We start from the raw sequence: 26,763 nt of genomic DNA, 5'->3' as shown, positions 1-26,763 counted from the left end.
GCCAGCATAACCGAAACTGGCGTGGGTTTTGTAACGACGGCCCTGAAAATGCGGGCAAACGACGACATCTGCGCGTTGCTTGACGCCATTTTTCGCCAGAGGCTAGGGGTTGACCCGAGGGGCCGCAAGCGGCATGCCCGAACGCACGGCGGCGTTCGACGCTCGGGTGGCCACGGCCTGCCGGGCCTGCCTAGTCGGCCGCCACGTACGGATCGGCAATGCCCATCTGCGCCAGCGTGGCCGTTTCCAGGGCTTCCATGCGTTTGGCGTCGCGCGCCTTGATGTGGTCGTAGCCCAGCGCATGCAGCACGCCGTGAATCGTCAGGTGCGCGGCGTGCTCCAGCAGCGGTTTGCGCTGTTCGCGCGCCTCGCGCACCAGCACCGGCACACACATCACGATATCGCCGCGCGCCACACCCAACGGGTCCACGCCGTACTCGAAGGTGAGCACATTGGTGGCGTAGTCGCGTTCGCGGAAATCGCGGTTCAGGCGCCGGCCCTCGGCCGCGCCGACCAGGCGCAGGCTGAGTTCCGCAGCCGAAAAATCCACCAGCCCGTCTTCGGCCGCCGCCGCCAGCGCACGCTCGGCCCACCGGCGCAGGCGCCAGCGGGGCAGGCGGGCTTCCTCGACCCCGTACTGCACGGACAGGGACAGATCAGGCTTCATTTTCAGAGGCGCGATCATAGGCGTCGACGATGCGGGCCACCAGCGGGTGGCGCACGACATCGCGGCTGGTGAAGCGGGTAGTGGCGATGCCCTGAACGTCTTCCAGCACCTTGACCGCATGGGCCAGGCCGCTGTCCTGACCGCGCGGCAGGTCCACCTGCGACGGGTCGCCGGTGATGACGGCCTTGCTGCCGAAACCGATCCGAGTCAGGAACATCTTCATCTGTTCCGGCGTGGTGTTCTGCGCTTCGTCCAGGATGACGAACGCGTGGTTCAGCGTGCGGCCGCGCATATAGGCCAGCGGCGCGATTTCGATGGTCTGCTTTTCGAACAGGCGCTGCACCTTTTCAAAGCCCATCAGGTCGTACAGCGCGTCGTACAGCGGGCGCAGATACGGGTCAACCTTCTGGGCCAGATCGCCGGGCAGAAAGCCCAGGCGCTCGCCGGCTTCGACGGCCGGGCGCGTCAGCACCAGCCGCTGCACCGTATCGCGTTCCATGGCGTCGATGGCGCAAGCCACCGCCAGCCAGGTCTTGCCCGTGCCGGCGGGCCCGACGCCGAACGTGATGTCGTGCTTCAGGATGTTGTTCAGGTAGTCGCGCTGGCGCGGCGTGCGCGGGCGCAGGTCACTGCGCTTGGTGCGCAGCGCGATGCTGTCGCTGTCGTCGTCCAGGGCCGGCAAGGCATCGGCCTCGCGCACCTGGGCTTCCTGCGGCTTGTCTTCCTGGCGTCCAACGCCGATTTCCACCAGGCCCAGCTGGATGTCATCGACCGACAGGGCGCGGTGCACGGCTTGTTCGTGAAAGCGTCGCAAGACCCGGCCGGCCAATTCGGCGCGTTCGCCTTCGATGGTGACGCGGCTGCCGCGACGCGACAGCTTCACGCCCATGCCGTCGGCCAGCTGGCGCAGGTTCTCGTCCAGGGGGCCGCACAGATTGGCCAGGTGGGTGTTGTCGCCGTCCAGGTTGACGACGGCGGGCATGCTGCGACGGGCGCGGGAACGGGGAGTGGTCATTCGGCCTCTTGGGGAACGCGGTCCACATCGGCCACCCGGGCGCGCAACGAATTGGTGTGCGCTTCGGTGATGATGACGTCGACCATTTGTCCGATGAGCCGCGCGGGCGCGGCGAAGTTCACAATGCGGTTGTTCTCGGTGCGGCCCATCAGTTCGTTGGGGTCGCGGCGCGAGGGGCCTTCCACCAGCAGCCGCTGGCGGGTGCCGACCATGTTGCGGGCGATGGTGGCCGCCTGCTCGTTGATCAGCGCTTGCAGGCGCTGCAAGCGGCGCAGCTTGACGTCTTGCGGCGTGTCGTCCGTGAGGTCGGCGGCGGGCGTGCCCGGCCGGCGCGAATACACGAACGAGAACGAGGTGTCGAAGCCGACGTCTTCGATCAGCTTCATGGTTTTTTCGAAGTCTTCTTCCGTTTCGCCGGGAAAGCCCACGATGAAGTCGGACGACAGCGTCAGGTCGGGGCGGGCCGCGCGCAGGCGCCGCACCACCGACTTGAATTCCAGCGTGGTGTAGCCGCGCTTCATGCCGGCCAGCACGCGGTCGCTGCCGGCTTGCACGGGCAGGTGCAGGAAGGACACCAGTTTGGGCAGGCGGGCGTAGGCGTCCACCATGCGCTGGGTCATTTCCTTGGGGTGCGACGTGGTGTAGCGGATGCGTTCGATGCCCGGGATTTCGTGCACGTATTCCAGCAGCATGGCAAAGTCGGCGATCTCGTCCGAGCCTTCCATCTTGCCGCGGTACGCGTTCACGTTCTGGCCCAGCAGGGTCACTTCCTTCACGCCCTGATCGGCCAGGTCGGCCACTTCGATCAGCACGTCCTCGAAGGGGCGCGACACTTCCTCGCCGCGCGTGTACGGCACGACGCAGAAACTACAGTATTTGCTACAGCCTTCCATGATGGACACGAACGCCGTGGCGCCGTCCACGCGCGGGGGCGGCATGTTGTCGAACTTTTCGATTTCCGGAAAGCTGATGTCCACTTGCGACCGGCCCTCGGCGCGGCGGCGCGCGATCAGGTCGGGCAGGCGGTGCAGCGTCTGCGGGCCGAACACCACGTCGACATAGGGCGCGCGCTTGACGATGGCCGCGCCTTCCTGGCTGGCCACGCAACCGCCCACGCCGATCACCAGGTTGGGATTGGTCTTTTTCAGGTGCTGCACCCGGCCCAGGTCCGAGAACACTTTTTCCTGCGCCTTTTCGCGCACCGAACAGGTGTTGAACAGGATGACGTCGGCTTCTTCCGGGTTGTCGGTCAGCTCCAGGCCCTGGTCGCCGCGCAGCACGTCGGCCATCTTGTCCGAGTCGTACTCGTTCATCTGGCAGCCAAAGGTGCGGATGTACAGCTTGCGGGGGGAACCGGTGCCCGCGTCGGCGGCGGCAGTGTCCGGAAGGGCGGCGGCGGCGGAATCGCCGGCGCTGGGCGCGTTGGCGCGCTTGAGGGAGGTAGCTTGCATGAGTGTCGCCGTGACGGGTGTAGATCCCGGGGGCTGAAAGGGGTGGAAAGGCGGAATTTTAACCTTTGCCGGAAAATTGTTTCTTGGCCCCGTGGGTAGGTCGCCGTTACGATAGCGAGCCGGCTCGATTCCCGCCGCAAGTAATATTCCTGTTTCCCCTTAAGCGTTCCTCTTTTCCCGTAAGCGGCACCGATGACACCGAACCCCCTGACGCCCCAGGCCGCCGCCTCCGTGCCCCCTGCCGCGCCCGGCCCCTCCGTGCAAAACCAGATTCGCAACCCATTTTCCTGGACGACCTGGCTGTTGCTGGCCGCGGCCCTGGCGTTGCTGGCCGGCGCGAGTGCGCGCTGGGTGGACTTGCCCCTGGCCATCTGGATCAAGCAGTCGGTGTCGGCCGGCGTGAACGAATCTTTTGAATGGGTGGGCGAATTGGGCGAAAGCGGCCCGTATATCGGCGTGGCGCTGGCTTTCTACGTGGTGGGCTTGATCGGCCTGGCGCGTGGCTGGCGCAACCCGCTGCGCATGAGCTATTCCAGCATGGCGCGCGGCAGCTTGCTGATGCTGTCGACCATGGCCGTGGGCGGGGTGGTCGTGTTGTTGCTCAAGCGGTCGGTGGCGCGCGCGCGTCCCGAGTTGTTCTTCGAAAAGGGCATCTACGGGCTGGGCGAATCGTTTTCACGCGCGCAGCAGTTCAATTCGTTTCCGTCCAGCCACACCTATGCGGCCTTTGCCGTGGCCGTGGTGCTGAGCATCCTCGCGCCGCGCTGGCGCGTGGTGTTTCTGCTGCTGGCCGCGTTGGTGGCGATGAGCCGGCTGGTCAACCTGGACCACTACCTTTCCGACGTGATGACTGCGGCCGGCATCGCGGTGCTGGTAGGACATCTGCTGGCGCCCCGCGTGTTGGGCAGCCAGTATCAATGGCCGCTGCGCGCGCCTTGGCGTTGGTGGAAGAAAGCTTGAACCCTGGCGCTCGTCAAACAAGGGCCGCGATAACATCGCGGCCCTTTTTTTATCGCGCATCGCTTATGCAAAGTTGACGACCACGCGTCGATTCGTGCGGCTTTTCTTTTCGATCTTGGCGATGGCCACCGCGCCGATTTCGCCGGTGTTGCGCACGTGGGTGCCGCCACAGGGCTGGCGATCCACCCCGGGGATATCCACAATGCGGATCTTGGCCGTGCCCGTCGGGGGCGCCGCGCCCACCGTGCGCACCAGGTCGGGCTGCGCGGCCAGTTCTTCCGGGGTGATGCCGGTGACGGTGACGTCCAGGCCACGGTTGATCAGCGCATTCAGGCGCTCGGTCAGCTCGGCCTTTTCCAGGGTGGATTCGGGCAGGTCGAAATCGATGCGGGCGGAGTCGGCCGAGATGCTGCATCCGGTCACGGGGGCGGGCACCAGCGCGCCAAGCAGGTGCAGACAGGTGTGCAGCCGCATCAGGCGATGGCGGCGCGGCCAGTCGATGGCCACGGTGACGCGGTCGCCCACTTGCGGGGGCGCGTCGCCGTCGGCCAGGCTCAGCACGTGCAGGATGCGCTGGCGGTCGTCCGCGTAGACCGTGTCCGCCAACGTCAGCACGCGCCCGTCCGTCAGCGTCAGCGTGCCGCTGTCCCCCGCCTGTCCGCCGCTACGCGCATAGCAAACGGTCTCGTCCAGCTCGACGCCTTCGGGGCTGACGGCTGTGATGGTGGCCTGGCATTGGTCCAGATAGGGTTCGTCGTCGAAACGTTTGCGGGTGGCTGTGGCTGTGGCGGTAGCTGTGGCTGTCATGCGGGGTCTCCGGTTTGAATGCGATGTGCGGGCGGTTACGCCAGGGTCTTCTGCCCTTGCGGCGTGTCGATCAGCGCGGTCAGGCGCGGCTGCCCGTCGGTTTGTTCCAGGTCGATCAGGGTGTCCGCACCCATCCAGGTCAGCCCCTGGCGCAGCAGGCCGGCCTGCGGGTGGCATCCCGTCAGGCGCACCAGCGTCAACGGTTGCGGCGGCAGGCTGACGCCAGGGTAGGCGTCCACATCCCATTGGATCAGCGTAGGCAGCAAGCCGTCGCCGGCCGTGTGACCCGCTTCGCGCCACGCCGGCAGGCTGCCGTCGTCCGGCACCGTCAAGCGCCAGCGCAGATCACCGCGCGTCATGGGGATGACGGGGGCGATACGTTCGGGGTGTTCGGCCTGCATGCGCGTCAGGTCCAGCGGCGCTTGAACGCGCGCGGCCCAATGCGCCAGGAAAGGGCCCTGTTGCAAGCGCGCGCGCATGTCGCCCTGGTCCAGCCCGAACCAGCGCGGCCGCTCGGGTGCGGGCGCGTCCGGGTCAATGGCGATGACCTCCAGATACATGCCGCCCGCCATGCCCAGCACGCGGTTGTGGGTGCCCATGCGCGGATGCGCGCCGCCACCTTGTGGCGCGATGCCCAGCAGCCCGGCGACATATTCCGTACCGCTGGCAAGGTCCGCCGCGGCGATGACGAGATGATCAATGGTGAGTTTCATGGGGACCTATGGTAGCGAATGCCGGCGGATTCGTACCCGCATGAATATATCTGTTCGGATATAACCGTCAATACGCCCCGCGGCGAGAACGGCGAAGGTAAGCACTTGGGGCCAACGCGGCTATTCGTAGCGGCCGCGCATTGTCGACGTGCCTTGCACGCCGCCCCAAAAGCAAAAACCCGTCGCGCATGCGACGGGTTTTTGTTTGCAGCCCGACCGGGATCGGGGCCGGGATCGGGATGGGGGGTCAGCGGGCGGGAATCAGGCGACTTCGCCTTCTTCGCCTTCCTTCTTGACCGGCTTGATCAGGTCTTCGCGCTTGACGCCCATCCACATGGCCAGCGCGGCGGCGACGAACACCGACGAATAGATGCCGAACCAGATGCCGATGGTCAGCGCCATGGCGAAGTAGTGCAGGCTGGGGCCGCCGAAGAACAGCATGGCCAGCACCATCATCTGCGTCGAACCGTGGGTGATGATGGTTCGCGAAATGGTCTGGGTGATGGCGCTGTTGATGACTTCGGTGACGTCTGCCTTGCGGTACTTGCGGAAGTTCTCGCGGATACGGTCCATGATGACGACCGATTCGTTCACGGAGTAACCCAGCACGGCCAGCACCCCCGCCAGCACCGCCAGCGAGAACTCCCATTGGAAGAACGCGAAGAAGCCCAGGATGATCACCACGTCGTGCAGGTTTGCGATCACGCCGGCGACGGCGAACTTCCATTCGAAGCGAAAGCCCAGGTACACCATGATGCCGATGACCACGACCAGCAGGGCCATCAAGCCGTTGTGCAGCAGTTCCTGGCCCACCTGCGGCCCGACGAATTCCACGCGGCGCAGTTCGACGCTGGAATCGGCCGTTTTCAGCGCGGCCAGCACGCTTTCGCTTTGCGTGGCCGACGTTTGGCCTTCCTGCAGCGGCAGGCGGATCATGACGTCGCGCGAGGTGCCGAAGTTCTGCACCTGGAAGTCGGAATAGCCCAGCTTGGACACCACGCCGCGCACGTTTTCCAACTGCGCCGTCTGGGCGTAGTTGACTTCCATGACCGTGCCGCCGGTGAACTCGATCGACAGGTGAAAGCCGCGCGTGACGATGAAGAAGATCGCCAGCGCGAACGTGACGAGGCTGATGATGTTCAGCACCAACGCATGGCGCATGAACGGGATGGTGCGGTGAATACGGAAAAATTCCATTTTTCGCCTTCGGTTCTTTTTATGGCGGACGGCTGTGGGCCGTCCGCCTTATTGTCAGTTTGCCTTCGGTTTCCAGATCTCGCCGATGGAGATCGAAGAGAGCTTCTTCTTGCGGCCGTAGTACAGGTTGGCCAGGGCGCGCACGCCCACCACCGACGAGAACATCGACGTCAGGATGCCCAGGCAGTGCACCACCGCGAAGCCCCGGATCGGGCCCGAACCGAAGGCCAGCAGCGCCAGTCCGACGATGAGCGTCGTGAGGTTCGAGTCAAGAATCGTGCCCCAGGCGCGTTCGAAACCTTGGTGGATGGCCTGCTGCGGGGTTGCCCCGGCGCGCAGTTCTTCCCGTATCCGCTCGTTGATCAGCACGTTCGAGTCAATGGCCATGCCCAGCGTTAGCGCGATAGCGGCAATACCCGGCAAGGTCAGCGTGGCTTGCAGCATGGACAGCAGCGCCAGAAGCAGCAGCACGTTCAGCGTCAGGCCCACCGTGGAGAACACACCGAACAGGTGGTAGTACAGGATGATGAAGACGGCGATGGCCAGGAAACCGTACAGCGTCGAATGGAAGCCCTTCGAGATGTTGTCGGCGCCCAGGCTCGGGCCGATGGTGCGTTCTTCGATGATCGACATCGGTGCGGCCAGCGCGCCGGCGCGCAGCAGCAGGGCGGTGTCGGCGGCTTCTTCGGAGCTCATGCTGCCCGAGATCTGCACCTGGCCGCCCGCGATTTCGCTGCGGATGACCGGCGCGGTGACCACTTCGCCCTTGCCGTTTTCAAACAGCAGGATGGCCATGCGCTTGCCGATGTTGTCGCGCGTGACGTCGCGGAAGATGCGCGCGCCCTTGGAATCCAGCGTCAGGTGGACGGCGGCTTGCTGGGTTTGCGAATCACGGCCCGGCTGCGCGTCTTGCAGGTTTTCACCCGTCAGCACGACCTGGCGGCGAACCAGGATCGGACGGCCGTCGCGGTCGTTGTAGCGTTCCAGGCCAAAGGGCACGGTGCCGCCCAGCAGCGCGGCTTGCGCGGTGGGGGTGTCGTCGACCATGCGGATTTCCAGCGTGGCGGTGCGGCCCAGCAGTTCCTTGGCCTTGGCCACGTCCTGCACGCCGGGCAGTTGCACCACGATGCGGTCCGCGCCTTGTTGCTGGATGACCGGTTCGGCCACGCCCAGTTCGTTGATGCGGTTGTGCAGGGTGTTGATGTTCTGCTTCAGCGCGGAATCCTGCACGCGCTGGACGGCGGCCGGGTTCAGGGCGCCCAGCAGCACTTGCTTGCCGCCTTCTTCGCGTTCCGTGAATTCCAGGTCGGGCAGGCGGGTGCGCAGGGTGGCGATGGCGCGGTCACGGTCGTCGGTGTTGGCGAACGTGGCGGCAACGCCCATGCCCGAGCGCTCGACGCCGGCCACGTTGACCTTTTGGTCACGCAGCACGGAACGCACATCGGCGGCCAGGGAGTCGTAGCGGGCGGTCAGCGCGCCTTGCATGTCCACTTGCAGCAGGAAGTGCACGCCACCGCGCAAGTCCAGGCCCAGGTACATGGGCTTGGGGGCGAACCAGCCCATCGCGCGCATCCAGGCGGGCGAGGCGGGCAGCAGGTTCAGCGCCACGGTGTAGTGCGGGTCGCCGGCAACGGTGTTCAGGGTTTTGTCGAGCAGGTCGCGCGCCTGCAATTGCAGGTCGGTCGAGGGGAAACGGGCGCGCACGGTGCCGAGCGTGCCGTTTTGTTCGTAGAAGACGCCTTCGTTCGGAATCTTGGCGTCGGTCAGGATTTGATCGACCCGGTTCAACATCGCCGCGTCCACCTTGATGGTGGCCTTGGCGCTGGAAACCTGGACCGCGGGCGACTCGCCGTAGAAATTCGGAAGCGTGTACAAGAGGCCAATGATGACCGCGATCAGGACCGTAATGTACTTCCAGAGGGGATAGCGGTTCATTGCCGGCTACTTCATGTCAGGGTGATAAAAGGGCCGCCCGGGCGATGAACGCGGCGGGCGGCTGTGGGTCCCGTCAAACGTAATAAGAGCCCGACGGGGCTCCTATTAGACGCTTAAAGGGCCTTGATGGTTCCTTTAGGAAGCACCGTCGAAACCGACGACTTCTGCATGATGACTTCAACGGGCTTGTCGGCCAGTTCGGACACTTCAACGGTCACGTAGCTGTCGTTGACCTTGGTGACCTTGCCCAGCATGCCGCCGGCCGTGACCACTTCGTCGCCCTTGGCCAGGGCGGCGATCAGGTTGCGGTGTTCCTTCTGACGCTTCATCTGCGGGCGGATCATCAGGAAGTAGAGGATCACGAACATCAGGACGATGGGCAACATGCCCATCAACGCATTACCTTCAGGGGCGGCGGCTTGTGCCACGACGAGGCTTGCGGTATCGATAACGGACATTGAATTCTCCTGCGTTTAAGTCTGTGTGGGTTGTTTGTTGCTACGGCCAGCCATGCCCGGGTTCTCTATGTAACCGTGGGTCATTGCCAAACCCCTTAGCTGTGTTGTTATGCGCCCATCCCCGCGCGAGCCATGGATAGGGCAAGCCGACTATTGTATCTATGTTATTGCCGGCCTTTCACTAGGGATGGATCCCAATCTATGGGGACGGAATCCCGATAAAAAAGACCCCCCCTGGAAAAAGGCCCGGTTATTCGATGCCGCGCGCCCGGTCGGCGGCGAACTGCGCGCGCCAGGCGTCAAAGCGTCCTTGCCCGATGGCTTCGCGCATTTCCTGCATGATCGTCAGGTAGAAATGCAGGTTGTGCAGCGTGTTCAGGCGCGCGCCGGTGATCTCGTTGGCCCGTTGCAGGTGGTGCAGGTAGGCGCGCGAGAAGTTGCCGCAGGTGTGGCAGCCGCAGCTGGGGTCCAGCGGGCGGGTGTCGTCGCGGTACTTGGCGTTGCGGATCTTGACGTCGCCAAAGCGCGTGAACAGCCAGCCGTTGCGCGCGTTGCGGGTGGGCATGACGCAATCGAACATGTCCACGCCGCGGCTGACGCCTTCGACCAGGTCTTCCGGCGTGCCCACGCCCATCAGGTAACGCGGCGCCTGGGCCGGCAGCTTGGGCGTGACGTGCGCCAGGATGCGCATCATGTCTTCTTTGGGCTCGCCCACCGACAGGCCGCCGATGGCGTAACCGTGAAAGCCGATGTCTTGCAGGCCGGCCAGCGATTCGTCGCGCAGCGATTCGTACATGCCGCCCTGCACGATGCCGAACAGCGCGTTGGGGTTGCCCAGGCGGTCGAATTCGTCACGCGAGCGGCGCGCCCAGCGCAACGACATGCGCATGGACCGGGCGGCTTCCTCGACCGTGGCGGGGCGGCCGTCGATTTCGTACGGCGTGCATTCGTCGAACACCATCACGATGTCGGAATTGAGCGAACGCTGGATACGCATCGATTCTTCGGGCGTCAGGAACAGCCGCGCGCCGTCGATGGGCGACGCAAACTTCACGCCTTCCTCGGTGATCTTGCGCATGCCTTGCAGGCTGAACACCTGGAAGCCGCCCGAGTCGGTCAGGATGGGCTTGTCCCATTGCATGAAGCCGTGCAGGCCGCCGTGCTTTTCCATGATGTCCGTGCCCGGACGCAGCCACAGGTGAAACGTGTTGCCCAGCACGATCTGCGAGCCAATCTCTTTAAGCTCGTGCGGCATCATGGCCTTGACGCTGCCATAGGTGCCCACGGGCATGAAGATGGGCGTCTCGACCACGCCATGGTTCAGCGTGATGCGGCCGCGGCGGGCGCCGCCGTCGGTGGCTAGCAGTTCAAAGTTCAGACCGGTCATGGGGCGGGGGACTCGATAAACATGGCGTCGCCATAGCTGAAGAAGCGGTAGCGCTGGGCCACCGCATGGGCGTAGGCGCGGCGGATCGGCTCGACGCCGGCCAGCGCCGACACCAGCATCAGCAGGGTCGACTGGGGAAGGTGAAAGTTGGTGACCAGGGCGTCCACGACGCGGTACCGGTAGCCGGGGGTGATGAAAAGGCGGGTGTCGCCCTGGGCGGCGGCCAGCGGCAGGCCGGGGGCCGTGCGCCCTTCGGTTTGCGCCGCCGCCGATTCCAGCGCGCGCACGCTGGTGGTGCCCACGGCGATCACGCGGCCGCCCTTGGCGCGGGTGGCGGCGATGGCGTCCACCGTGGCTTGCGGCACCGTGAACCATTCGGCGTGCATGATGTGGTCGGCCAGGTTGTCGACCCGCACCGGCTGGAAAGTGCCCGCGCCCACGTGCAGCGTGACAAAAGCGCGCGCGATGCCCAGGTCGGCCAGTCGGTCCAGCGTGGGCTGGTCAAAGTGCAGGCCGGCCGTGGGGGCGGCCACCGCGCCGGGCTCGCGGGCGTAGACGGTCTGGTAGCGATCGTCGTCGCCCGCGTCGGCCGCGTGCGTAATGTAGGGCGGCAGTGGGGTGGCGCCGTGCGCGTCCAGCAGGTCCAGGACCGGGCCGGGAAAGCGGATGTCGAAAAGCTCGCCTTCGCGGCCCAGCACGGTGGCGTCAAAGGCATCGGCCAGGCGCAGCACCATGCCCGGCCCCGGCGATTTGCTGGCGCGCACATGGGCCAGCACGCGGTCGGACTCGGTGATGCGTTCGACCAGCACTTCGATCTTGCCGCCGGTGATCTTGTGGCCAGCCAGCCGCGCCTTGATGACGCGGGTGTCGTTGAACACCAGCAGGTCGTTCGGCCGCAACAGGCCGACCAGGTCGGCGAACTGGCGGTCGTGCAGCTGGCTGGCTGCGTCCAGATGCAGCAGGCGGCTGCCCGTGCGCTGGGCGGCGGGCGTCTGCGCGATAAGTTCTGGCGGCAGCTCGTAATTGAAGTCGGAAACGGTCAGGGACTGGGTCACGCGGGTATCTGCGGGTATCTGTCTGTCAGGAGGGGCGGCCCGGTAAACGCTGATAGCGGCGGCCGGGCAAGCTCGGGGCAACCGGCTATTGTAAAGGCGAAGGTTATCAGGGTCGGATCTGCCCGCCGCCCGCAACCGTCCCAGGTTTTGTATGCTCTCGGTCTTGAGAGCAATAGCAACCGGTGGACAAGGCATGACGGGACAAGCGATGAAGCGGTGGGGCGGGCTGAAGCGGTGGCTGGCCGGCGCGCTGGTGGCCCTGTCGGCCGGCAGCGCCTGCGCGCAGGTCCAGGGCCTGCCGCCCAACGTCGTGAATGCCTGGAAGGCCAGCAAGTTGCCCGACAGTTCGCTGTCGCTGGTGGTGCAAGAGCTGGGCGGGCAGCGGCTGATCGCGCTGAACGCGAAAGAACCGCGCAACCCGGCGTCGGTGATGAAACTGGTCACGACGTGGGCCGCGTTGTCCGAGCTGGGCCCGAATTACGTCTGGCGCACCGAATTCATGACGGCGCCCGGCGCCCGGCCCGACGCCCGCGGCGTCCTGGCCGGCCCCCTGTACCTGCGGGCCGGCGGCGACCCTCAGTTTCTGATGCAGGACCTGTGGGCGCTGCTGCGCGAACTGCGCCTGCGCGGCGTCAAGCAGATCAATGACCTGGTCATCGACCGCAGCATTTTCGGCCAGGTCGCCACGGACCCGGGCGCTTTCGACGGCGCCCCGGACCGCGCCTACAACGCCAGCCCCGATGCGCTGATGGTGGGTTTTGGCGCGCTGCGCCTGTTGTTCACGCCCGACCCCGTGGCCCAGAAATGGGTGCCGCTGATCGACCCGCCCTTGCCCGGTCTGAAGATTGAAGGCAGCGTGCAATGGAGCGACGTCCGCTGTCCCGGCCCCCCGGTCGTGACGACGGAACCCCTCATTACCCAGCAGGGCGTGACGATCCGCGTGGGCGGCAAGGTGGCCGGGTCTTGCGGCGAATTCAGCCTGTATCGGCTGGCGCTGTCGCAGCCGGATTACGCCACCGAAATCTTCCGCATGTTGTGGAAAGAGCTGGGCGGCACGTTCAAGGGGCAGGTCAAATCGGGCATGGTGCCGGCGGACGCCGTGGTGCTGGCCTCGCATGAATCCCCGACCTTGTCCGAGGTCATCCGCCAGATCAACAAGCGCAGCAACAACGTCATGGCGCGCACGCTGCTGCTGACGCTGGGCGCCGAGCGCGGCCGCCGGCCGGCCACGGTGACCAGCAGCGAGGCGGCGGCCAAGGGCGCCCTGGTCAAGCAGGGCCTGGACATGCCCGAACTGGTCATCGACAACGGTGCGGGCCTGTCGCGCGAGGCCCGGGTGTCGGCCGACAGCCTGGCCTCGATGTTGACCGTGGCGTGGAATTCGCCGGTCATGCCCGAGTACATTTCGTCCTTTGCCATTGCCGGGGTGGATGGCACGGTGCGCCGCCGCCTGAAGGGCGATGGCACGCAGGGCATGGCGCACCTGAAGACCGGCTCGCTGCGCGACGTGCGGTCCATCGCCGGCTACGTGCTGGGAGCCAGCGGCAAGCGCTACGTGGTCGTCAGCATCGTGAACCACGAACAGGCGGGTGCCGTCCGGGCTTTCGACGACGCCCTGATCGCATGGCTGGCCGATCAATGAAGGGGGCCCCCACGCGGCGCGCACGATGTGCGCTTGCTGCCCCCCAAGGGCTTTAAACCGATTACGATCCTCAGTTGCGGCATGCGAACGGCCGCCTGAGGCGACAAACCCTGTATTTCAATATTCTGGAGAATTACGCACATGCCCGTGCACGAAATCCGCCACCCGCTGATCCGCCATAAGCTCGGGATCATGCGTCGCGCCGACCTCAGCACCAAGAGCTTTCGAGAGTTGTCGCAGGAAGTGGGCGCGCTGCTGACGTACGAAGCGTCCAAGGACCTGCCGCTGGCGCCCGCCACCGTCGAGGGCTGGTGTGGACAGGTCCAGGTTGAGAAGATCGCCGGCAAGAAGGTCACCGTGGTGCCGATCCTGCGCGCCGGCATCGGCATGCTGGACGGCGTGCTCAGCCTGATTCCCGGCGCCAAGGTCAGCGTGGTGGGCGTGGCCCGCAACGAAGAGACGTTGGAAGCCCATACCTACCTGGAACGCCTGGTCGGCGAGCTGGACCAGCGCCTGGCGCTGATTGTCGACCCGATGCTGGCCACTGGCGGTTCGATGGTCGCCGCTATTGATTTGCTCAAGCGCGCCGGCTGCAAGGAAATCCGCGCCTTGGTACTGGTGGCCGCGCCCGTGGGCATCGACGCCGTGCTGTCCAAGCACCCCGACGTGCATATCTATACGGCGTCCATCGATGACGGCCTGAACGAACACGGCTACATCATGCCCGGCCTGGGTGACGCGGGCGACCGCATCTTCGGTACGACCCAGAAGACGGTCTGACGGGGGGGAGCCCGGCGGGCGACTGTCTGGCGGCCGGGCTGTCTGGCGATCCGGCTAGCTAGTGATCCGGCTACCTAGTGAACCTGCCTAGCTAGCGCCTCGGACGGCTGCCGATCCGGCAGCCGGGGCCCGCGCAACGCAGCTCACGCGCCAGGTGCACGGACCGCTTCCCCGTCGATGTGTTGGCCGAACCATCGCAGCTTTGGTGCCAGCCCGGCCACCTCGCCCACGATCAACAGGGCGGGGGACCGGATGCCATGTTCGGCCGCGAGTTCGGGCAGCGCTTGCAGCGTGCCCGACAGCACGCGCTGTTCCGGCCGGCTGCCGTTTTCGATCAACGCGAACGGGGTGTCGGCTGCGCGGCCATGGCCCAACAGGCGCCGGGTCAAGAGTTCCAGCTGCCCCACGCCCATATAGAAAGCCAAGGTCTGCTTTTCACGCGCCAGCGCGGGCCAGTCCAGGTTGTCTTCGTCTTCGCGGCAATGCGCCGTGATCAGCCGCACCGATTGGGCGTGCTCGCGATGCGTCAGCGGAATGCCGGCATAGGCCGCACAGGCCAGCGCCGCCGTAATGCCGGGCACCACTTCAAAGCGCACGCCATGCGCGCGCAAATGTTCCAGTTCTTCGCCGCCCCGGCCAAAAATAAAGGCGTCGCCCCCTTTCAGCCGCACCACGCGCTTGCCTGCTTGCGCGTGCTCGACCAGCAGGGCGTGAATGCGAGCCTGGGTAGCGTGATGGTTTTCGCCGGGCAGCTTGCCCACGCAAATGCGGTCGGCGTCGCGGCGCGCCAGCGACATGACGTCGTCGCTGACCAAGCGGTCGTAGAGGATGACGTCGGCTTCGTTCAGCGCGCGCAGCGCCTTCAATGTCAGCAGCCCGGGGTCGCCGGGGCCTGCGCCCACCAGCACGACGCTGCCTTCAGCGGGCGCAAGCGGTTTGTCCAGCGCCTGGCTCAGCGCGGCTTCGGCCTGGGCGGGTTGTTGCTGGCGCAGCAGGCCGGCCACTGGGCCGTCCAGCAGCCAGTCATAGAAGCGGCGGCGCGCGCCCAGGTCGGGATGGCTCGCGCGGATACGCTTGCGATAGGTTGCGGCCAACGCGGCCAGCTGGCCCAACGTGTGGTCGAACAGGGATTCAATGCGCTCGCGCACGCGGCGCGCCAGCACAGGCGCCACGCCCGAGGACGAAATAGCCACGATGACGGGCGAGCGGTCGACGATGGACGGCACCTGGAACGACGATAGCTCCGGGTCGTCCACCACATTCGTAAAGATGCGGCGCGCGCCGGCCGCCTCGGACACGGCGGCGTTGGCCGCGCGGTCGTCGGTGGCGGCCACCACCAGCCAGACGTCCTCCAGCCAGGCGGCGTCAAAGCAGCCTGGCAAATGTTCAACGCGGCGCTGGGCCACCAGTTCGGTCAATGCCTGCGTCAGTTCCGGCGCGCCCACCACCACTTGGGCGGAGGCTTCCAGCAGTGCCAGCGTTTTGCGTTCGGCTACCGCGCCGCCACCCACCACCAGCACCCGCCGACCCTTCAGGTCAGCAAAAATCGGGAAAAGCTTCATCGTGTGCCCGCCTCGGGCGTACCCGGCAAAATATCCCCCGATCATAGGGACGGGCCTTCATCCCCACAACTTTTGATTTCTTGAATTCATATATCCAGAATTTATTTGGCGGGCAGCGATTAGCCGACACGAGTGGACATATGTCGGGCACGGCAACCGGTGTAGTATCAACCCAGCCGCCGCCAGCCGTGGGTGGCAAGTCCCGAATTCTGGAGTGGCAATTGACGATGCAAAAAATCGCATCCTTGGTGTTGTGCATGGGCGCGGTGGGCGCCTCGGCGTCGGTGCAGGCGGGCGTTTGCGACGCCCAGTTCATGCATGACGGTGGCGCGGTGCAGTTGACCGGCTCGGGCAACCTGTCCCTGGGCGCGGACCTGACCTTCACCGAAGTTACCAAAAGCAATGGCGATAACTGCCGGGCGCGCGTGCAAGGCGTGGCCACGTTTGGCTACGCGGGCCTGCCGCCGGGCAAGTCCAAGCTGGATTACCTGATGACGGTCAAGGGCGGGCAGGCCACCTTCCTGCGCTATGCCTCGGCGGGCGAAGCCCCCAAGCCTTCCGAGGGCCAGTTCGACCTGCGCATGCTGGGCTTGTTTGCCTACGACGGCAAACTGAACGCCGGGCAAAAGCTGCCCGGCTCGTCGTTCCGCTTGAAGATCGGCAAAGAAGCGCCGGTCGGGGGCCAGCCCAGCACCACGGTGCGCATCGGCGAGAAAAGCGTGGGCCAGAAAACGTCGTTGAACACGGCGTTGGGCAACCAGTCCTGCCACCCGGTCACCTACACGCGCAACTCCGACCCCACCATGGCCACGTTCCAGGGCCTGACCATTCCGATACCCGGCATGAACACGACGGTCACCGATTGGTATTGCCCGGCGGTGAACCTGGTGATGAAGCAAGACATAGATCAATCAGGCGTGAAATCAGCGGTTGAAATTACGCAGATCAAGTAGCACACGGTATCAAGCACGTCTTGCTGCGGGCAGGGCGGCTGGTATTATATTTTTGTCATAGACACACAACAGGAGCTCAAAAAAATGGCCACGAGAAAATCCGAAGAAGTCGCAAAAGAAAAACTGATCGACAGTGTCAAGACCAGCCTGAATGACGCCGAAAACCTGCTGCGCGAAGCTGCCGGCACCACGGGCGAAAAGGCCAACGAATTGCGCGAGCGCGCCATGACCTCGCTCAAGCGCACCCGCGAAGCCCTTTATGAAGCGCAAGACGCCGTGCTGGAACGTGGCCGCAAAGCCGCTCGCGCCACCGACGACTACGTGCATGACAACCCCTGGCAAGCCATCGGCATCGCAGGCGTGACCGGCCTGCTGCTCGGCTTGCTGATCAGCCGCCGCTGATTGGTTTGAACGATCGGGCGGGCAACGTCGGCATGCCGGCGCTGCCCGCCCGCCGTTCCTGACAACATGGGTCTACGAAAATCTGTTTTCGGCGTCGCGTCCAGCCTGGTCGGGCTGCTGCGCACCCGCCTGGAGCTGCTTGCGCTGGAAGCCGCCGACGAAAAGGCGCGCCTGCTCAAGCTGCTGGGCATGGCCTTCGCGGCGTTGCTCTTTTTGACGCTTGCGGTGCTGGTGTTCACGGTAACGGTGGCGGTGCTGTTCTGGCCCACCGAAGACCGCTACATGGCCTTGGGCCTGCTGGCGGCGTTCTACGGCATTGTGGGCATTGCGTTGTTGCTGGTCGTGCGCCATGGCCTGGTCTATGGCGCGGTGCCCTTTGCGGCCACCCTTGACGAGCTGAGCCGCGACGCGGAACTGCTTGAACGGGTCCGCGACGCGCAAGACGACGAGCCCCCGGCGCGCCGACGCGAGGAGGACTGAACCATGTCGAAAAGGTCTCCCACCGTGGATCGCGCCGTGCGCATCGAACTGCTGCGCGCCCGCGCCGCCATCGAACGCGAATCGCTGGTGCATGACATCGTGACGACCGGCCATCGGCTGGAACCCGCCGCCATCATCCGGGGACTTTTACCCCGGCTGGCTGCGGGCGGGGCGTCGCGCTGGGCCTTGCAGGCCATCACGCTGGCGCGTCGTTATCCGGTCGTCACCTCGTCTGTGTCGACCTTGCTGATGCGCGGTGGCAAGCGCTTCAAGCTGCTCAAGATCGCGGGCGGCGCATTGGTCGGCTGGCAGCTGTTCAAGATGTGGCAAAGCTCGCGCCAGGACGACGAATAACGCGTTCAACCTTGCTGCGGCTTGCGCCATAAAAAGCGCCACAAAAAACCCCGCGATGCCTCTGCATCGCGGGGTTTTTTTTGGTCAGTACCAAAGCCTGACCGTGCGGCCACGGGCTGCACGCCACAGCCACAACTACAGGCCCAGCTGACCCCAGATATCGTCCACACGTTTCTTGACGTCGGCATCCATCGTGATGGGCGTGCCCCATTCGCGGTGGGTTTCGCCGGGCCATTTGTTGGTGGCGTCCAAGCCCATCTTGCCCCCCAGCCCCGATACCGGCGAGGCGAAGTCCAGATAGTCGATGGGGGTGTTTTCGACAAGCAGCGTATCGCGCACGGGGTCCATGCGCGTCGTCATCGCCCAGACCACTTCCTTCCAGTCGCGCGGGTTGATGTCTTCGTCCACCACCACGATGAACTTGGTGTACATGAACTGGCGCAGAATGCTCCACAGCCCGAACATGACGCGCTTGGCGTGCCCCGCGTATTGCTTGCGGATCGACACCACCGCCAGCCGATAGCTGCACCCTTCCGGTGGAAGGTAGAAGTCGACGATTTCCGGCAGCTGGCGGCGCAGTAGCGGCACGAACACTTCGTTAAGCGCCACGCCCAGCACGGCGGGCTCGTCGGGCGGCTTGCCGGTGTAGGTGGAATGGTAAATGGGGTTGCGCCGCATCGTGATGCGTTCGACGGTGAACACCGGAAACCAGTCCTGCTCGTTGTAGTAACCGGTGTGGTCGCCGTACGGCCCTTCCAGCGCCATCTCGTAGTCGCTGTTGGGCGGCGGGTTGACGCCGTCCGGCACCACGGGCTTGACGGCGCGCGGGTCGGAGGAGGGCAGCAGATGGCCTTCCAGCACGATCTCGGCCCACGCCGGTACCGACAGGTTGCTGCCCAGCGCCTGGGCAACTTCGGTGCGCGAACCGCGCAGCAGGCCGGCAAATTGGTATTCGGACAGGCTGTCGGGCACGGGCGTCACGGCGCCCAGCGTGGTGGCCGGGTCGGCGCCCAGAGCGACGGCGATGGGGAACGGCGTGCCGGGGTTGGCCAGCGCGTGGTCACGAAAATCCAGCGCGCCGCCGCGATGCGACAGCCAGCGCATGATGAGCTTGTTCGGGCCCAGCAGCTGCTGGCGATAGATGCCCAGGTTCTGCCGCTTGGCGTTGGGGCCGCGCGTGATGACCAGGCCCCAGGTCAGAAGCGGCGCCACATCGCCGGGCCAGCAGGTCTGGATCGGCAAGCGGGTCAGGTCCACATCCTTGCCTTCCCAGACAATTTCCTGGCAGGCCGGGCTCTTGACGTTTTTCGGGCTCATGTCCCACAGCGCCGCTTTCAGCATCGACACCTTGGCCAGCGCATCGCGCAGGCCCTTGGGGGCTTCGGGCTCGCGCAGCGACGCCAGCAGTTCGCCGATATCGCGCAGTGCGCTGACGTTGTCGGCGCCCATGCCGCGCGCCACCCGGGACGGCGTGCCGAACAGATTGGTCAGCACCGGCATCTGCGCCGGTTGGCCGTCGTGCAGCGCTTTTTCAAACAGCAGGGCCGGGCCTTCGGCGCGCAGCACGCGGTCGGAAATCTCGGTCATTTCCAGCCGGGTGGACACCGGCGCGGCAATGCGTTTGAGGTCGCCCATGCGTTCAAGTTGGGCGAGGAAGTCTCTAAGGTCGCGGTATTTCACTACAGATCCCAGCGATTTGGTTACATTTGAGGTCGAAAGAGAGGTTAACATTGACTCCCTCTTTTTCCACGCAGGAGGTTTTCATGCCCGATGCGTCAGTGGCCAGCCTGTTCAGGAATATGGCCCAAGGAGTGCACGAATATCTTGCCGAGTCCTTGCGTATTTGCTCAGTCTATCTGGGCATTGCAGTGATTGTGACGGTAAGCATGGGATTTGCCCTGCCAGGTTTGCGCGACCAGGCATTGCAAGTGCACAAAGCCTTGTTGACCGCCCTAGCGCCTTCATCCATGCAAACCGGCGTCGAACCCGACACCGGCTCCGAACTGGGTTCCGACACGGCGTCGGCAATTGCCATGGCCGTACCAACCGCTCCTGCCAGCAATGCCACCGGCATGCTGGGGCCGGCGCGCGTCGCGCCGCCAGTGCCCAAGAAGCCCGCCTTGTCGGCGACCGGCCCGCAGGCAGAAGCGTTGCGCAACTATATCTCGCGCAAGTACAAGGTGGCGTATGACGCTACCGGCCCGCTGTTGAACACCGTCTACAAGGTCAGCCGCGAAAAGCAGCTGGACCCCTTGCTGGTGCTGGCGGTCATCGCCATCGAGTCGCGCTATAACCCGCTGGCCGAAAGCCATGTGGGCGCGCAAGGCCTGATGCAGGTGATGACCAGCGTGCACCAGGACAAATTCGACGCCGTGGGCAAGACCGCCCTGGACCCAGCCGCCAACATCGGCGTCGGGGCGACGATTCTGCGCGACTGTATCAACCGGCGCGGTTCGGTCGACGCCGGGCTGGCCTGCTACGTGGGTTCCACGGGGCCGGACGACAACGGCTACGGCGCCAAGGTCCAGGCGGAACGCCGGCGCCTGGCCCTGGCATCGGGCATTGCCCTGGCGCGGGACTGATACCGGACACCCTGTCTGCGCGATACCGCCCGGCCGGCCAGACGAAAAAGCGCGCTCTTTACCGAGCGCGCTTTTTCATTGGGACGGTATCGCAACGACCGCCGGAAGCGCCGGCAAATGGCGGATCAGCGTTGCAGCAGCTTGCCGATGCGGGCCACGGCTTCCTCCAGGCGGTCCAGCCCCGTCGCGTAGGAAAAGCGCATGGTGTGCTTGCCGTGGGCCGGCCCGAAATCCAGTCCCGGCACGGCAGCCACGCCGGCTTGCAGCAGCAGCTGCTGCGAAAACGTGGCGCTGTCCATGCCCAGGTTGCTGATGTCGGCATAGATATAGAACGCGCCGTCTGGCTTGACGGGTACGTGGATGCCCAGGCGTTCGAATTCGGGCAACAGGTAGTCGCGCCGCTGCTTGAACGCTTCACGCCGGTGCTCGAAGGTTTTCATCGCCTGTTCGGTAAAGCATGCCAGCGCGGCGTGCTGGGCCAGCGTGGGCGCGCAGATCGCCAGGCTGGCGGCGATTTTTTCCACGGGCGCCACCATGTCTTCCGGCACGATCATCCAGCCCAGGCGCCAGCCGGTCATGTGAAAGAATTTCGAGAAACTGTTGATGACGATGATGTCATCGTCCAGCGTCAGCGCGGATCGCGGCGCGTTTTCATACGACAATCCCAGGTAGATTTCATCGACGATGGCAAAGCCGTCGCGCGCACGAACCTGCGCTAGCAGTTGCGCCAGTTCTTCGTGTGCGATGGATGTGCCGGTGGGGTTGCTGGGTGACGCCACCAGCACGCCCTGCGTCGCGGGCGTCCAATGCCGGGCCACGTCGTCGGCCGACAGCTGGAAGCGTTTGGCGGCGGAACTGGGAATCAAGCGCGGCACGCCGCCCGCCGCCAGCACGAAGTTGCTGTTGGCCGGGTAGGACGGGTCAGGCATCAGGACTTCGCCGCCGTGGTTGACCAGCGCCGCGCACGCCAGCGTCAGTGCACCGGATGCGCCGGCCGTGACAATAACGCGCGCCGGATTGATCTTGGCGCCGAACTTGTCGTGGTAGAACTGCGCAATGGCCTCGCGTAGCGGCATCAGCCCGGCGGGCGGGCCGTAGCCGCTAAGCCCGGCGCGGGCGGCGCGTTCCAGCGCTTCCACCACCTGGGGCGGCGCGGTAAAGTCCGGTTCGCCGATGCCCAGGCTGATAATGTCGTGGCCCGCCGCCTGTAGCGCCTGCGCCTGCTTGAATAGTTCCACTACCTGGAATGTCAGAAAGTCTTGAGTGCGAGCGGCAAGGCGGGGCATTGGATTCTCGAAAAGCGTCTTTGAAGCAAAAAGGAATTGTAGTCATGCAGCCATCCCGGCGCGCTTTCCTGCTTGGCAGGCGGCCCGCGCAAACGCCATGGGCCGCTTTCATGCAGCGGCTGACGCTGCTTTGCCAAGGCCAGGTTGTTGATCTGGGCGAGAACGGCCCAGGTGGCGCGCAAGCCATTCTGACGCCCGCGCGTGACGGCGACGTGGCGCACGCCCGCGCGCTGTGCGCCGAATATCGCGTCGTGATGGCGCTGGAGGGCGCAACGGGGCCTTACGCGGCGAGCAGCGCGCCGCGTTTGCGTATCGACCCGTCGCGGTTGGCGGGCTTGGCGCGGCTGGCCGGCGACACCCCGCGCTGGCGCGCGCAGCCCGGCGTGCCGATGGCCGCGCTGGCCCAGGCCGGGCTGCGGCAGTTCGCCGGTTTTCCTGACGCCATGACCTTGGCCGAATGGCTGGCCGCACCGGCGCCGTGGCCCGCGGGTTGCTGCGCGGCCTCGGGCGTGCTCGGGGTGGACGTGATGCTGGCCGACGGCGTTGAAGAAACCTTGGGGCCGTTTGGCGAGGCCGACGTGCAGCCCCTGCGATCGGCCACCGTGCAGGCCCTGGTGCCCGCGCTGTTCCAGCTGGCCTCGGGCGGCGACGCGTTCGCAACGAACGACGGCTATCACTGGCTGGGCCGCTATCGGCTGGACGCCCTGAAGCCGCAGGCGCCGGCCACGGTGAACCTGGCGCATTTGCTGTTGGGGCATGGCGGTACGCTGGCCTGGGTGCAAAGCGTCACGCTGACTGATGTGCCGCCCTTTAGCAAGCCCCAGCCCGAGCCGCAGCCAGGCGCCCATGTGCCGTCCCGGGCGACCCCCGGCTTGGCGACGTTTCGGCTGGACGCCCGCGTCAAGACGCTGTTCGATCCCGCGGGTCGATTTCCCTTATTCCTGCCCAATGAAACCTGAAATGTGTTCAGGTTGCTGTAAGATTCCGGCGCCTGCCCGGTCCGGTGGGCGAGCTTTCACCAGCGCTTTCGCAAACGTATCGCGGCGCGCGCCATGGGAATAGAATTCCTCCCTCTGTTTCACTTATAGCCAGTAGCCGCCCCTATGGATGCCAACCTTCGCAAAGCCGCCCTTGAATATCACGAGCACGGTCGCCCCGGAAAAATCTCGGTCACCCCGACCAAGCAGCTGACCAACCAACGCGATCTGGCGTTGGCGTATTCGCCCGGCGTGGCGGCGGCCTGTGAAGAAATCGTGGCCGACCCGGCCAACGTCTACCGCTACACCGCGCGCGGCAACCTGGTGGGCGTGATCACCAACGGCACGGCCGTGCTGGGCCTGGGCAACATCGGCGCGCTGGCCTCCAAGCCCGTCATGGAAGGCAAGGCGGTGCTGTTCAAGAAGTTTGCCGGCCTGGATGTGTTCGACATCGAAATCAATGAAACCGATCCGGACAAGCTGGTCGAGATCATTGCCGGGCTGGAGGCCACTTTCGGCGGCATCAACCTGGAAGACATCAAGGCGCCGGAATGCTTCACCGTCGAGCGCAAGCTGCGCGAGCGCATGAAGATTCCCGTGTTCCACGACGACCAGCACGGCACCGCCATCACGGTATCGGCCGCGTTCATCAACGGCTTGAAGGTCGTGGGCAAGGACATCAAGAAGGTCAAGGTCGTGACCTCGGGCGCGGGCGCTGCTGCCCTGGCGTGCCTGGATTTGATGGTGGACCTGGGCCTGCCGCTGGAAAACATCTGGGTTACCGACATTGAAGGCGTGGTCTACGAAGGCCGTGTCGAACTCATGGACCCGGACAAGGCGCGCTTCGCGCAAAAGACCGATGCCCGCAAGCTGGCTGAAGTGATTCAGGACGCCGACGTGTTCCTGGGCCTGTCCGCTGGTGGCGTACTCAAGCCCGAAATGGTTGCGGCCATGGGCACGCGCCCGCTGATCCTGGCGCTGGCCAACCCCACGCCGGAAATCCTGCCCGAACTGGCGCATTCCGTTCGCGATGACGTGGTCATGGCCACCGGTCGTTCCGACTACCCGAACCAGGTCAACAACGTCCTGTGCTTCCCGTACATTTTCCGGGGCGCGCTGGACGTGGGCGCCACCACCATCACGCGTGAAATGGAAAAGGCGGCGGTCTACGCCATTGCCCAACTGGCCCAGGAAGAACAGAACGAAGTCGTGGCAGCGGCCTACGGCACGTTCGATATCTCTTTTGGCGCGGAATACCTGATCCCCAAGCCGTTCGACCCGCGTTTGATCGTGCGTATCGCGCCGGCCGTGGCCAAGGCCGCGATGGAAGGCGGTGTGGCCACGCGCCCGCTGGCCGACCTGGAAGCCTACGAAGAACAGTTGCAGCAGTTCGTGTACCACTCGGGCGCGTTCATGAAGCCGTTGTTCTCGGCCGCCAAGCGCATCGTGCGCGAAGGCGGCCCGGCGCGCATCGTGTTCGCGGAAGGCGAAGACGAACGCGTGCTGCGCGCGGTGCAGGTCGTGGTTGACGAAGGCCTGGCCCGCCCCATCCTGGTGGGCCGCCCATCGGTGCTGCTGACCCGTATCGAAAAGCTGGGGCTGCGCCTGCGCCTGGGTGAAGACGTTGAAGTGACCAACCCGGAATACGACGAACGCTTCCATCAGTACTGGACGACGTACTGGGAACGCATGTGCCGGCGCGGCATCACCAAGGAAATGGCGCGCGTGGAAATGCGCCGCCGCATGACCTTGATCGGCGCGATGATGGTGCACCTGGGCGATGCCGACGGCATGGTCTGCGGCTCGGTGGGCGCCTACCACGATCACCTGCGGTTCGTGGACGAAGTGATCGGCCGGCGCCCGGGCCACAACGTGTATGCCGCCATGAACATCCTGCTGCTCAACGAGCGCACGGTGGTGTTGGTGGACACGCACGTCAACGACGAACCTACCGCCGAGCAGATCGCCGAATTCACTATTGCGGCCGCCAACGAAATGCGCCGTATGTACCTGGCTCCCAAGGTGGCGCTGCTGTCGCGATCGAATTTCGGATCGGGCAGTTCCGCGTCGGGCGCCAAGATGCGTCGCGCGCTTGAAATCGTGCGCGAAAAAGAGCCCGAGCTTGAAATCGACGGCGAAATGCACGGCGATTGCGCGCTGGACGAAGCGCTGCGCATGCGCATCCTGCCGTCGTCCACGCTCAAAGGCGAGGCCAACCTGCTGGTGTGCCCGAACGTGGATTCGGGCAACATCGCCTACAACCTGCTCAAGACGGCGGCGGGCGGCAACGTGGCGGTTGGCCCGTTCCTGCTGGGCTGCAACGCGCCGGTGCACATCCTGACCTCAAGCTCGACCGTGCGCCGCATTGTGAACATGACCGCGATGACTGTGGTCGATGTCAACACGCCACGTTGAAGTGAGTCCCGCCGGTCCGGCGTGCCCACGCACGCCGACCGGTCTGGTCCTGACGGGTGGCGGCGCGCGGGCCGCGTACCAGGTGGGCGTGCTAAGCGCCATCATGGACTTGCTGGACCCTGACTGGCATTCGCGCTTTCAGAATCCCTTCGACATCATCTGCGGCACCTCGGCGGGGGCCATCAACGCCGCTGCGCTGGCGTGCCGCGCCGACCGCCCGCACCTGGGTGTGCGCCGTATCCGCCGCTTGTGGTCGTCGCTGAACACCGACATGATTTACCGCGCCGACGCGCCCGGCCTGATTCGCACGGGCGTGCGTTGGCTGGGGTTGCTGGCGCTGGGCTGGATGTATTCGGGCCTGACGCGCAAGCGGCCGCAGTCACTGCTGGACAACAGCCCCATGGAGGCGCTGCTGGGCCGCGTGCTGAACTTCGACCACCTGCGCGGCAACCTCGAGCGCGGGTCGCTGTCGGCGCTGGCGATCACGGCATCGGGCTACACCAGCGGCGAGCACCTTACGTTCTACCAGGCGCACACGCCCATCGAACCCTGGCATCGCTACTTGCGGCTGGCCATACCCACGCCTATCGGCATCGACCATCTGATGGCCTCGTCGTCCATCCCGTTCGTGTTTCCCGCGCGCCAGGTGCCGGTGCACGGCAAGGGCGAATGGTGTGGCGACGGGTCCATGCGGCAACTGGCGCCGATCAGCCCCGCCATACACCTGGGCGCCCATCGCGTGCTGGTGATCGGCACGGGCTTTCGGGATGACACCCATCCCGAGAACCGGGAAGATTCTCCGCCCTATCCGTCGCTGGCCCAGGTGGGCGGGCATGCGCTGTCCAGCATTTTCCTGGATGGCCTGTCGGTGGACGTCGAGCGCCTGGAACGCATCAACTACCTGATGGACCACGCGACGCCGGAGGGCGCGCAGATCAACGTGCGCCGCATCCAGGTGCTGACCATCACCCCCAGCCAGTCGCTGGATACGATGGCGCTTGAGCACTTGGATGACATGCCCGCGCAAGCCCGTGCTCTTTTCCGCGTACTCGGTGTATCGTCCGACCCAGGCCGTCCTGGCGGCGGTGCGCTGATGTCGTATCTGCTATTCGAATCCAGCTACACCAAGCGATTGATCGAACTGGGTTATGCCGATACGATGCAGCGTAACGAAGAAGTGATCGCCTTTTTCAAGGAGGCTCAGGCATGACGCGCAATGGCCAATCTACGTTGCAGAAGCAGCTTCTGCGCGGGGGAGCGCTGCCTCATGAGGGGCTGGACAAGAAGGCCGTCGTGGACGCCTCGCACGAGCTTGGCTTGTCCTTGTTCGTTGCCAACTGTGACCCCGCCCGCAGTCGTTCAGCGGTGCTTCGCGCCATCGTCAAGGCGGTGGATTTCCCCGAGTACTTCGGCGGCAACCTGGATGCGCTGTACGACTGCCTGTGCGACACGGTCCTGGACCACAAGACGGGCGTGGTGTTGTGGCTGTACCGCCTGCACTCCGGCGACCCGGTGCTGGAAGAAGACGCCGCAAAAATTGAAACTGTGTGTTCGGACGCTGCCGACTTTGCGCGTGAAAACGGCCGCATCTTTGCATTTGTCATCGAACACGCGGGCCGCCACCCGGACCCGGAACCCGGCATCGCCGCAGCGCCCTATGGCGAAAACGATTAACCGCGGGCGAA

General features: G+C 65.2%; 25 protein-coding genes. 12 read left to right on the top strand and 13 right to left on the bottom strand.

The annotated features are described in order from the left end of the window. Nucleotides 1-190: 190 nt before the first annotated feature. Genes ybeY through miaB form a run of 3 tightly spaced genes read right to left on the bottom strand, consistent with a single transcriptional unit; the run spans nucleotide 191 to nucleotide 3,133 of the window. Entirely contained in the window at nucleotides 191-667 is a 477-nt protein-coding gene (ybeY, locus tag KYT87_RS23010; RefSeq protein ID WP_046805236.1) for an rRNA maturation RNase YbeY, read from the bottom strand. Then, nucleotides 657-1,682, bottom strand: coding sequence for a PhoH family protein (locus tag KYT87_RS23005; RefSeq protein ID WP_104145559.1), 1,026 nt, complete (start codon nucleotides 1,680-1,682; stop codon nucleotides 657-659). The genes ybeY and KYT87_RS23005 overlap by 11 nt, the downstream gene beginning before the upstream one ends. Continuing rightward, the gene (miaB, locus tag KYT87_RS23000; protein WP_046805238.1) at nucleotides 1,679-3,133 is read right to left on the bottom strand and encodes a tRNA (N6-isopentenyl adenosine(37)-C2)-methylthiotransferase MiaB; all 1,455 of its coding nucleotides are present in this window, start codon (nucleotides 3,131-3,133) and stop codon (nucleotides 1,679-1,681) included. Before miaB ends, KYT87_RS23005 begins: the two co-directional genes overlap by 4 nt. A gap of 192 nt (nucleotides 3,134-3,325) precedes the next feature. On the opposite strand from miaB, the gene KYT87_RS22995 reads away from it, so the two are divergent. Next, complete coding sequence (locus KYT87_RS22995; protein ID WP_104145558.1) at nucleotides 3,326-4,093, top strand: phosphatase PAP2 family protein; 768 nt, start codon at nucleotides 3,326-3,328, stop codon at nucleotides 4,091-4,093. Nucleotides 4,094-4,156: 63 nt separating this feature from the next. Here the strand turns inward: KYT87_RS22995 and KYT87_RS22990 are convergent, their stop codons facing one another. The 7 genes from KYT87_RS22990 to queA form a co-directional block, all read right to left on the bottom strand. Then, nucleotides 4,157-4,900: an alanyl-tRNA editing protein gene (locus tag KYT87_RS22990; protein WP_219990916.1), complete on the bottom strand. Its 744-nt coding sequence runs from the start codon at nucleotides 4,898-4,900 to the stop codon at nucleotides 4,157-4,159. 35 nt (nucleotides 4,901-4,935) lie between these two features. Beyond that, nucleotides 4,936-5,613, bottom strand: a complete 678-nt coding sequence (locus tag KYT87_RS22985; protein ID WP_120156746.1) for a VOC family protein — start codon at nucleotides 5,611-5,613, stop codon at nucleotides 4,936-4,938. Between the two features lie 261 nt (nucleotides 5,614-5,874). Beyond that, the gene (secF, locus tag KYT87_RS22980) at nucleotides 5,875-6,810 is read right to left on the bottom strand and encodes a protein translocase subunit SecF (protein ID WP_046804350.1); all 936 of its coding nucleotides are present in this window, start codon (nucleotides 6,808-6,810) and stop codon (nucleotides 5,875-5,877) included. A gap of 54 nt (nucleotides 6,811-6,864) precedes the next feature. After that, nucleotides 6,865-8,745 carry a protein translocase subunit SecD gene (gene secD, locus KYT87_RS22975; RefSeq protein ID WP_046804351.1) on the bottom strand — a complete coding sequence of 627 codons (1,881 nt, stop codon included), beginning with the start codon at nucleotides 8,743-8,745 and terminating at the stop codon, nucleotides 6,865-6,867. Nucleotides 8,746-8,858: 113 nt separating this feature from the next. Further along, nucleotides 8,859-9,203 carry a preprotein translocase subunit YajC gene (gene yajC / locus KYT87_RS22970; RefSeq protein WP_006221220.1) on the bottom strand — a complete coding sequence of 115 codons (345 nt, stop codon included), beginning with the start codon at nucleotides 9,201-9,203 and terminating at the stop codon, nucleotides 8,859-8,861. Nucleotides 9,204-9,453: 250 nt separating this feature from the next. After that, nucleotides 9,454-10,590, bottom strand: coding sequence for a tRNA guanosine(34) transglycosylase Tgt (gene tgt, locus KYT87_RS22965; RefSeq protein WP_046804352.1), 1,137 nt, complete (start codon nucleotides 10,588-10,590; stop codon nucleotides 9,454-9,456). Continuing rightward, complete coding sequence (gene queA, locus KYT87_RS22960) at nucleotides 10,587-11,645, bottom strand: tRNA preQ1(34) S-adenosylmethionine ribosyltransferase-isomerase QueA (RefSeq protein WP_120156744.1); 1,059 nt, start codon at nucleotides 11,643-11,645, stop codon at nucleotides 10,587-10,589. The genes tgt and queA overlap by 4 nt, the downstream gene beginning before the upstream one ends. A gap of 193 nt (nucleotides 11,646-11,838) precedes the next feature. Here queA and dacB point away from each other — a divergent pair, with 193 nt between their 5' ends. Beyond that, nucleotides 11,839-13,287, top strand: coding sequence for a D-alanyl-D-alanine carboxypeptidase/D-alanyl-D-alanine-endopeptidase (gene dacB, locus KYT87_RS22955; RefSeq protein WP_370638726.1), 1,449 nt, complete (start codon nucleotides 11,839-11,841; stop codon nucleotides 13,285-13,287). 141 nt (nucleotides 13,288-13,428) lie between these two features. Next, complete coding sequence (gene upp / locus KYT87_RS22950) at nucleotides 13,429-14,067, top strand: uracil phosphoribosyltransferase (protein WP_046804355.1); 639 nt, start codon at nucleotides 13,429-13,431, stop codon at nucleotides 14,065-14,067. 143 nt (nucleotides 14,068-14,210) lie between these two features. Here the strand turns inward: upp and cysG are convergent, their stop codons facing one another. Beyond that, nucleotides 14,211-15,629 carry a siroheme synthase CysG gene (gene cysG, locus KYT87_RS22945; protein WP_219990915.1) on the bottom strand — a complete coding sequence of 473 codons (1,419 nt, stop codon included), beginning with the start codon at nucleotides 15,627-15,629 and terminating at the stop codon, nucleotides 14,211-14,213. Nucleotides 15,630-15,856: 227 nt separating this feature from the next. Here cysG and KYT87_RS22940 point away from each other — a divergent pair, with 227 nt between their 5' ends. The 4 genes from KYT87_RS22940 to KYT87_RS22925 all read left to right on the top strand — a co-directional run bounded on the left by KYT87_RS22940 (nucleotide 15,857) and on the right by KYT87_RS22925 (nucleotide 17,818). Then, complete coding sequence (locus tag KYT87_RS22940; RefSeq protein ID WP_082134441.1) at nucleotides 15,857-16,582, top strand: hypothetical protein; 726 nt, start codon at nucleotides 15,857-15,859, stop codon at nucleotides 16,580-16,582. Between the two features lie 84 nt (nucleotides 16,583-16,666). Further along, on the top strand, nucleotides 16,667-16,984 hold the full coding sequence (locus KYT87_RS22935; RefSeq protein ID WP_046804357.1) for a YqjD family protein: 318 nt from the start codon (nucleotides 16,667-16,669) through the stop codon (nucleotides 16,982-16,984). A gap of 66 nt (nucleotides 16,985-17,050) precedes the next feature. Then, a complete protein-coding gene (locus tag KYT87_RS22930; protein ID WP_046804358.1) occupies nucleotides 17,051-17,464 on the top strand; it encodes a phage holin family protein in 414 nt (137 codons plus the stop codon). Between the two features lie 3 nt (nucleotides 17,465-17,467). After that, nucleotides 17,468-17,818, top strand: a complete 351-nt coding sequence (locus KYT87_RS22925; RefSeq protein WP_046804359.1) for a hypothetical protein — start codon at nucleotides 17,468-17,470, stop codon at nucleotides 17,816-17,818. A gap of 135 nt (nucleotides 17,819-17,953) precedes the next feature. Here KYT87_RS22925 and KYT87_RS22920 read toward each other — a convergent pair whose 3' ends face one another. Beyond that, nucleotides 17,954-19,498 (bottom strand): UbiD family decarboxylase, encoded by a 1,545-nt coding sequence (locus KYT87_RS22920; RefSeq protein ID WP_219990914.1) that lies wholly within the window; start codon nucleotides 19,496-19,498, stop codon nucleotides 17,954-17,956. Between the two features lie 83 nt (nucleotides 19,499-19,581). Here KYT87_RS22920 and KYT87_RS22915 point away from each other — a divergent pair, with 83 nt between their 5' ends. After that, a complete protein-coding gene (locus KYT87_RS22915) occupies nucleotides 19,582-20,400 on the top strand; it encodes a lytic transglycosylase domain-containing protein (RefSeq protein WP_046804361.1) in 819 nt (272 codons plus the stop codon). A gap of 125 nt (nucleotides 20,401-20,525) precedes the next feature. Here KYT87_RS22915 and KYT87_RS22910 read toward each other — a convergent pair whose 3' ends face one another. Further along, nucleotides 20,526-21,686 carry a pyridoxal phosphate-dependent aminotransferase gene (locus KYT87_RS22910; RefSeq protein ID WP_046804362.1) on the bottom strand — a complete coding sequence of 387 codons (1,161 nt, stop codon included), beginning with the start codon at nucleotides 21,684-21,686 and terminating at the stop codon, nucleotides 20,526-20,528. A gap of 44 nt (nucleotides 21,687-21,730) precedes the next feature. On the opposite strand from KYT87_RS22910, the gene KYT87_RS22905 reads away from it, so the two are divergent. The 4 genes from KYT87_RS22905 (at nucleotide 21,731) to KYT87_RS22890 (ending at nucleotide 26,752) form a co-directional block, all read left to right on the top strand. Then, the gene (locus KYT87_RS22905) at nucleotides 21,731-22,645 is read left to right on the top strand and encodes an FAD-binding protein (protein ID WP_219990913.1); all 915 of its coding nucleotides are present in this window, start codon (nucleotides 21,731-21,733) and stop codon (nucleotides 22,643-22,645) included. Between the two features lie 144 nt (nucleotides 22,646-22,789). After that, nucleotides 22,790-25,078 carry an NADP-dependent malic enzyme gene (locus KYT87_RS22900; protein ID WP_219990912.1) on the top strand — a complete coding sequence of 763 codons (2,289 nt, stop codon included), beginning with the start codon at nucleotides 22,790-22,792 and terminating at the stop codon, nucleotides 25,076-25,078. After that, complete coding sequence (locus KYT87_RS22895) at nucleotides 25,059-26,288, top strand: patatin-like phospholipase family protein (RefSeq protein ID WP_370512738.1); 1,230 nt, start codon at nucleotides 25,059-25,061, stop codon at nucleotides 26,286-26,288. The genes KYT87_RS22900 and KYT87_RS22895 overlap by 20 nt, the downstream gene beginning before the upstream one ends. Beyond that, nucleotides 26,285-26,752 (top strand): barstar family protein, encoded by a 468-nt coding sequence (locus KYT87_RS22890; RefSeq protein WP_046804365.1) that lies wholly within the window; start codon nucleotides 26,285-26,287, stop codon nucleotides 26,750-26,752. The genes KYT87_RS22895 and KYT87_RS22890 overlap by 4 nt, the downstream gene beginning before the upstream one ends. The last annotated feature ends 11 nt before the right edge of the window (nucleotides 26,753-26,763 follow it).

The sequence above is a fragment of the Achromobacter sp. ES-001 genome, from assembly GCF_019448355.1.
In the GTDB taxonomy this organism is placed as follows: domain Bacteria; phylum Pseudomonadota; class Gammaproteobacteria; order Burkholderiales; family Burkholderiaceae_B; genus Achromobacter; species Achromobacter spanius_B.
This window is presented reverse-complemented; position numbering and strand designations above follow the sequence as displayed.

What these genes read in the sequence shown, in the direction of transcription:
- ybeY (WP_046805236.1), bottom strand. Translation starts at nt 667, where the DNA reads ATGAAGCCTGATCTGTCCCTGTCCGTGCAGTACGGGGTCGAGGAAGCC.
- KYT87_RS23005 (WP_104145559.1), bottom strand. Translation starts at nt 1,682, where the DNA reads ATGACCACTCCCCGTTCCCGCGCCCGTCGCAGCATGCCCGCCGTCGTC.
- miaB (WP_046805238.1), bottom strand. Translation starts at nt 3,133, where the DNA reads ATGCAAGCTACCTCCCTCAAGCGCGCCAACGCGCCCAGCGCCGGCGAT.
- KYT87_RS22995 (WP_104145558.1), top strand. Translation starts at nt 3,326, where the DNA reads ATGACACCGAACCCCCTGACGCCCCAGGCCGCCGCCTCCGTGCCCCCT.
- KYT87_RS22990 (WP_219990916.1), bottom strand. Translation starts at nt 4,900, where the DNA reads ATGACAGCCACAGCTACCGCCACAGCCACAGCCACCCGCAAACGTTTC.
- KYT87_RS22985 (WP_120156746.1), bottom strand. Translation starts at nt 5,613, where the DNA reads ATGAAACTCACCATTGATCATCTCGTCATCGCCGCGGCGGACCTTGCC.
- secF (WP_046804350.1), bottom strand. Translation starts at nt 6,810, where the DNA reads ATGGAATTTTTCCGTATTCACCGCACCATCCCGTTCATGCGCCATGCG.
- secD (WP_046804351.1), bottom strand. Translation starts at nt 8,745, where the DNA reads ATGAACCGCTATCCCCTCTGGAAGTACATTACGGTCCTGATCGCGGTC.
- yajC (WP_006221220.1), bottom strand. Translation starts at nt 9,203, where the DNA reads ATGTCCGTTATCGATACCGCAAGCCTCGTCGTGGCACAAGCCGCCGCC.
- tgt (WP_046804352.1), bottom strand. Translation starts at nt 10,590, where the DNA reads ATGACCGGTCTGAACTTTGAACTGCTAGCCACCGACGGCGGCGCCCGC.
- dacB (WP_370638726.1), top strand. Translation starts at nt 11,839, where the DNA reads ATGACGGGACAAGCGATGAAGCGGTGGGGCGGGCTGAAGCGGTGGCTG.
- upp (WP_046804355.1), top strand. Translation starts at nt 13,429, where the DNA reads ATGCCCGTGCACGAAATCCGCCACCCGCTGATCCGCCATAAGCTCGGG.
- cysG (WP_219990915.1), bottom strand. Translation starts at nt 15,629, where the DNA reads ATGAAGCTTTTCCCGATTTTTGCTGACCTGAAGGGTCGGCGGGTGCTG.
- KYT87_RS22940 (WP_082134441.1), top strand. Translation starts at nt 15,857, where the DNA reads ATGCAAAAAATCGCATCCTTGGTGTTGTGCATGGGCGCGGTGGGCGCC.
- KYT87_RS22935 (WP_046804357.1), top strand. Translation starts at nt 16,667, where the DNA reads ATGGCCACGAGAAAATCCGAAGAAGTCGCAAAAGAAAAACTGATCGAC.
- KYT87_RS22930 (WP_046804358.1), top strand. Translation starts at nt 17,051, where the DNA reads ATGGGTCTACGAAAATCTGTTTTCGGCGTCGCGTCCAGCCTGGTCGGG.
- KYT87_RS22925 (WP_046804359.1), top strand. Translation starts at nt 17,468, where the DNA reads ATGTCGAAAAGGTCTCCCACCGTGGATCGCGCCGTGCGCATCGAACTG.
- KYT87_RS22915 (WP_046804361.1), top strand. Translation starts at nt 19,582, where the DNA reads ATGCCCGATGCGTCAGTGGCCAGCCTGTTCAGGAATATGGCCCAAGGA.
- KYT87_RS22910 (WP_046804362.1), bottom strand. Translation starts at nt 21,686, where the DNA reads ATGCCCCGCCTTGCCGCTCGCACTCAAGACTTTCTGACATTCCAGGTA.
- KYT87_RS22905 (WP_219990913.1), top strand. Translation starts at nt 21,731, where the DNA reads ATGCAGCCATCCCGGCGCGCTTTCCTGCTTGGCAGGCGGCCCGCGCAA.
- KYT87_RS22900 (WP_219990912.1), top strand. Translation starts at nt 22,790, where the DNA reads ATGGATGCCAACCTTCGCAAAGCCGCCCTTGAATATCACGAGCACGGT.
- KYT87_RS22895 (WP_370512738.1), top strand. Translation starts at nt 25,059, where the DNA reads ATGTCAACACGCCACGTTGAAGTGAGTCCCGCCGGTCCGGCGTGCCCA.
- KYT87_RS22890 (WP_046804365.1), top strand. Translation starts at nt 26,285, where the DNA reads ATGACGCGCAATGGCCAATCTACGTTGCAGAAGCAGCTTCTGCGCGGG.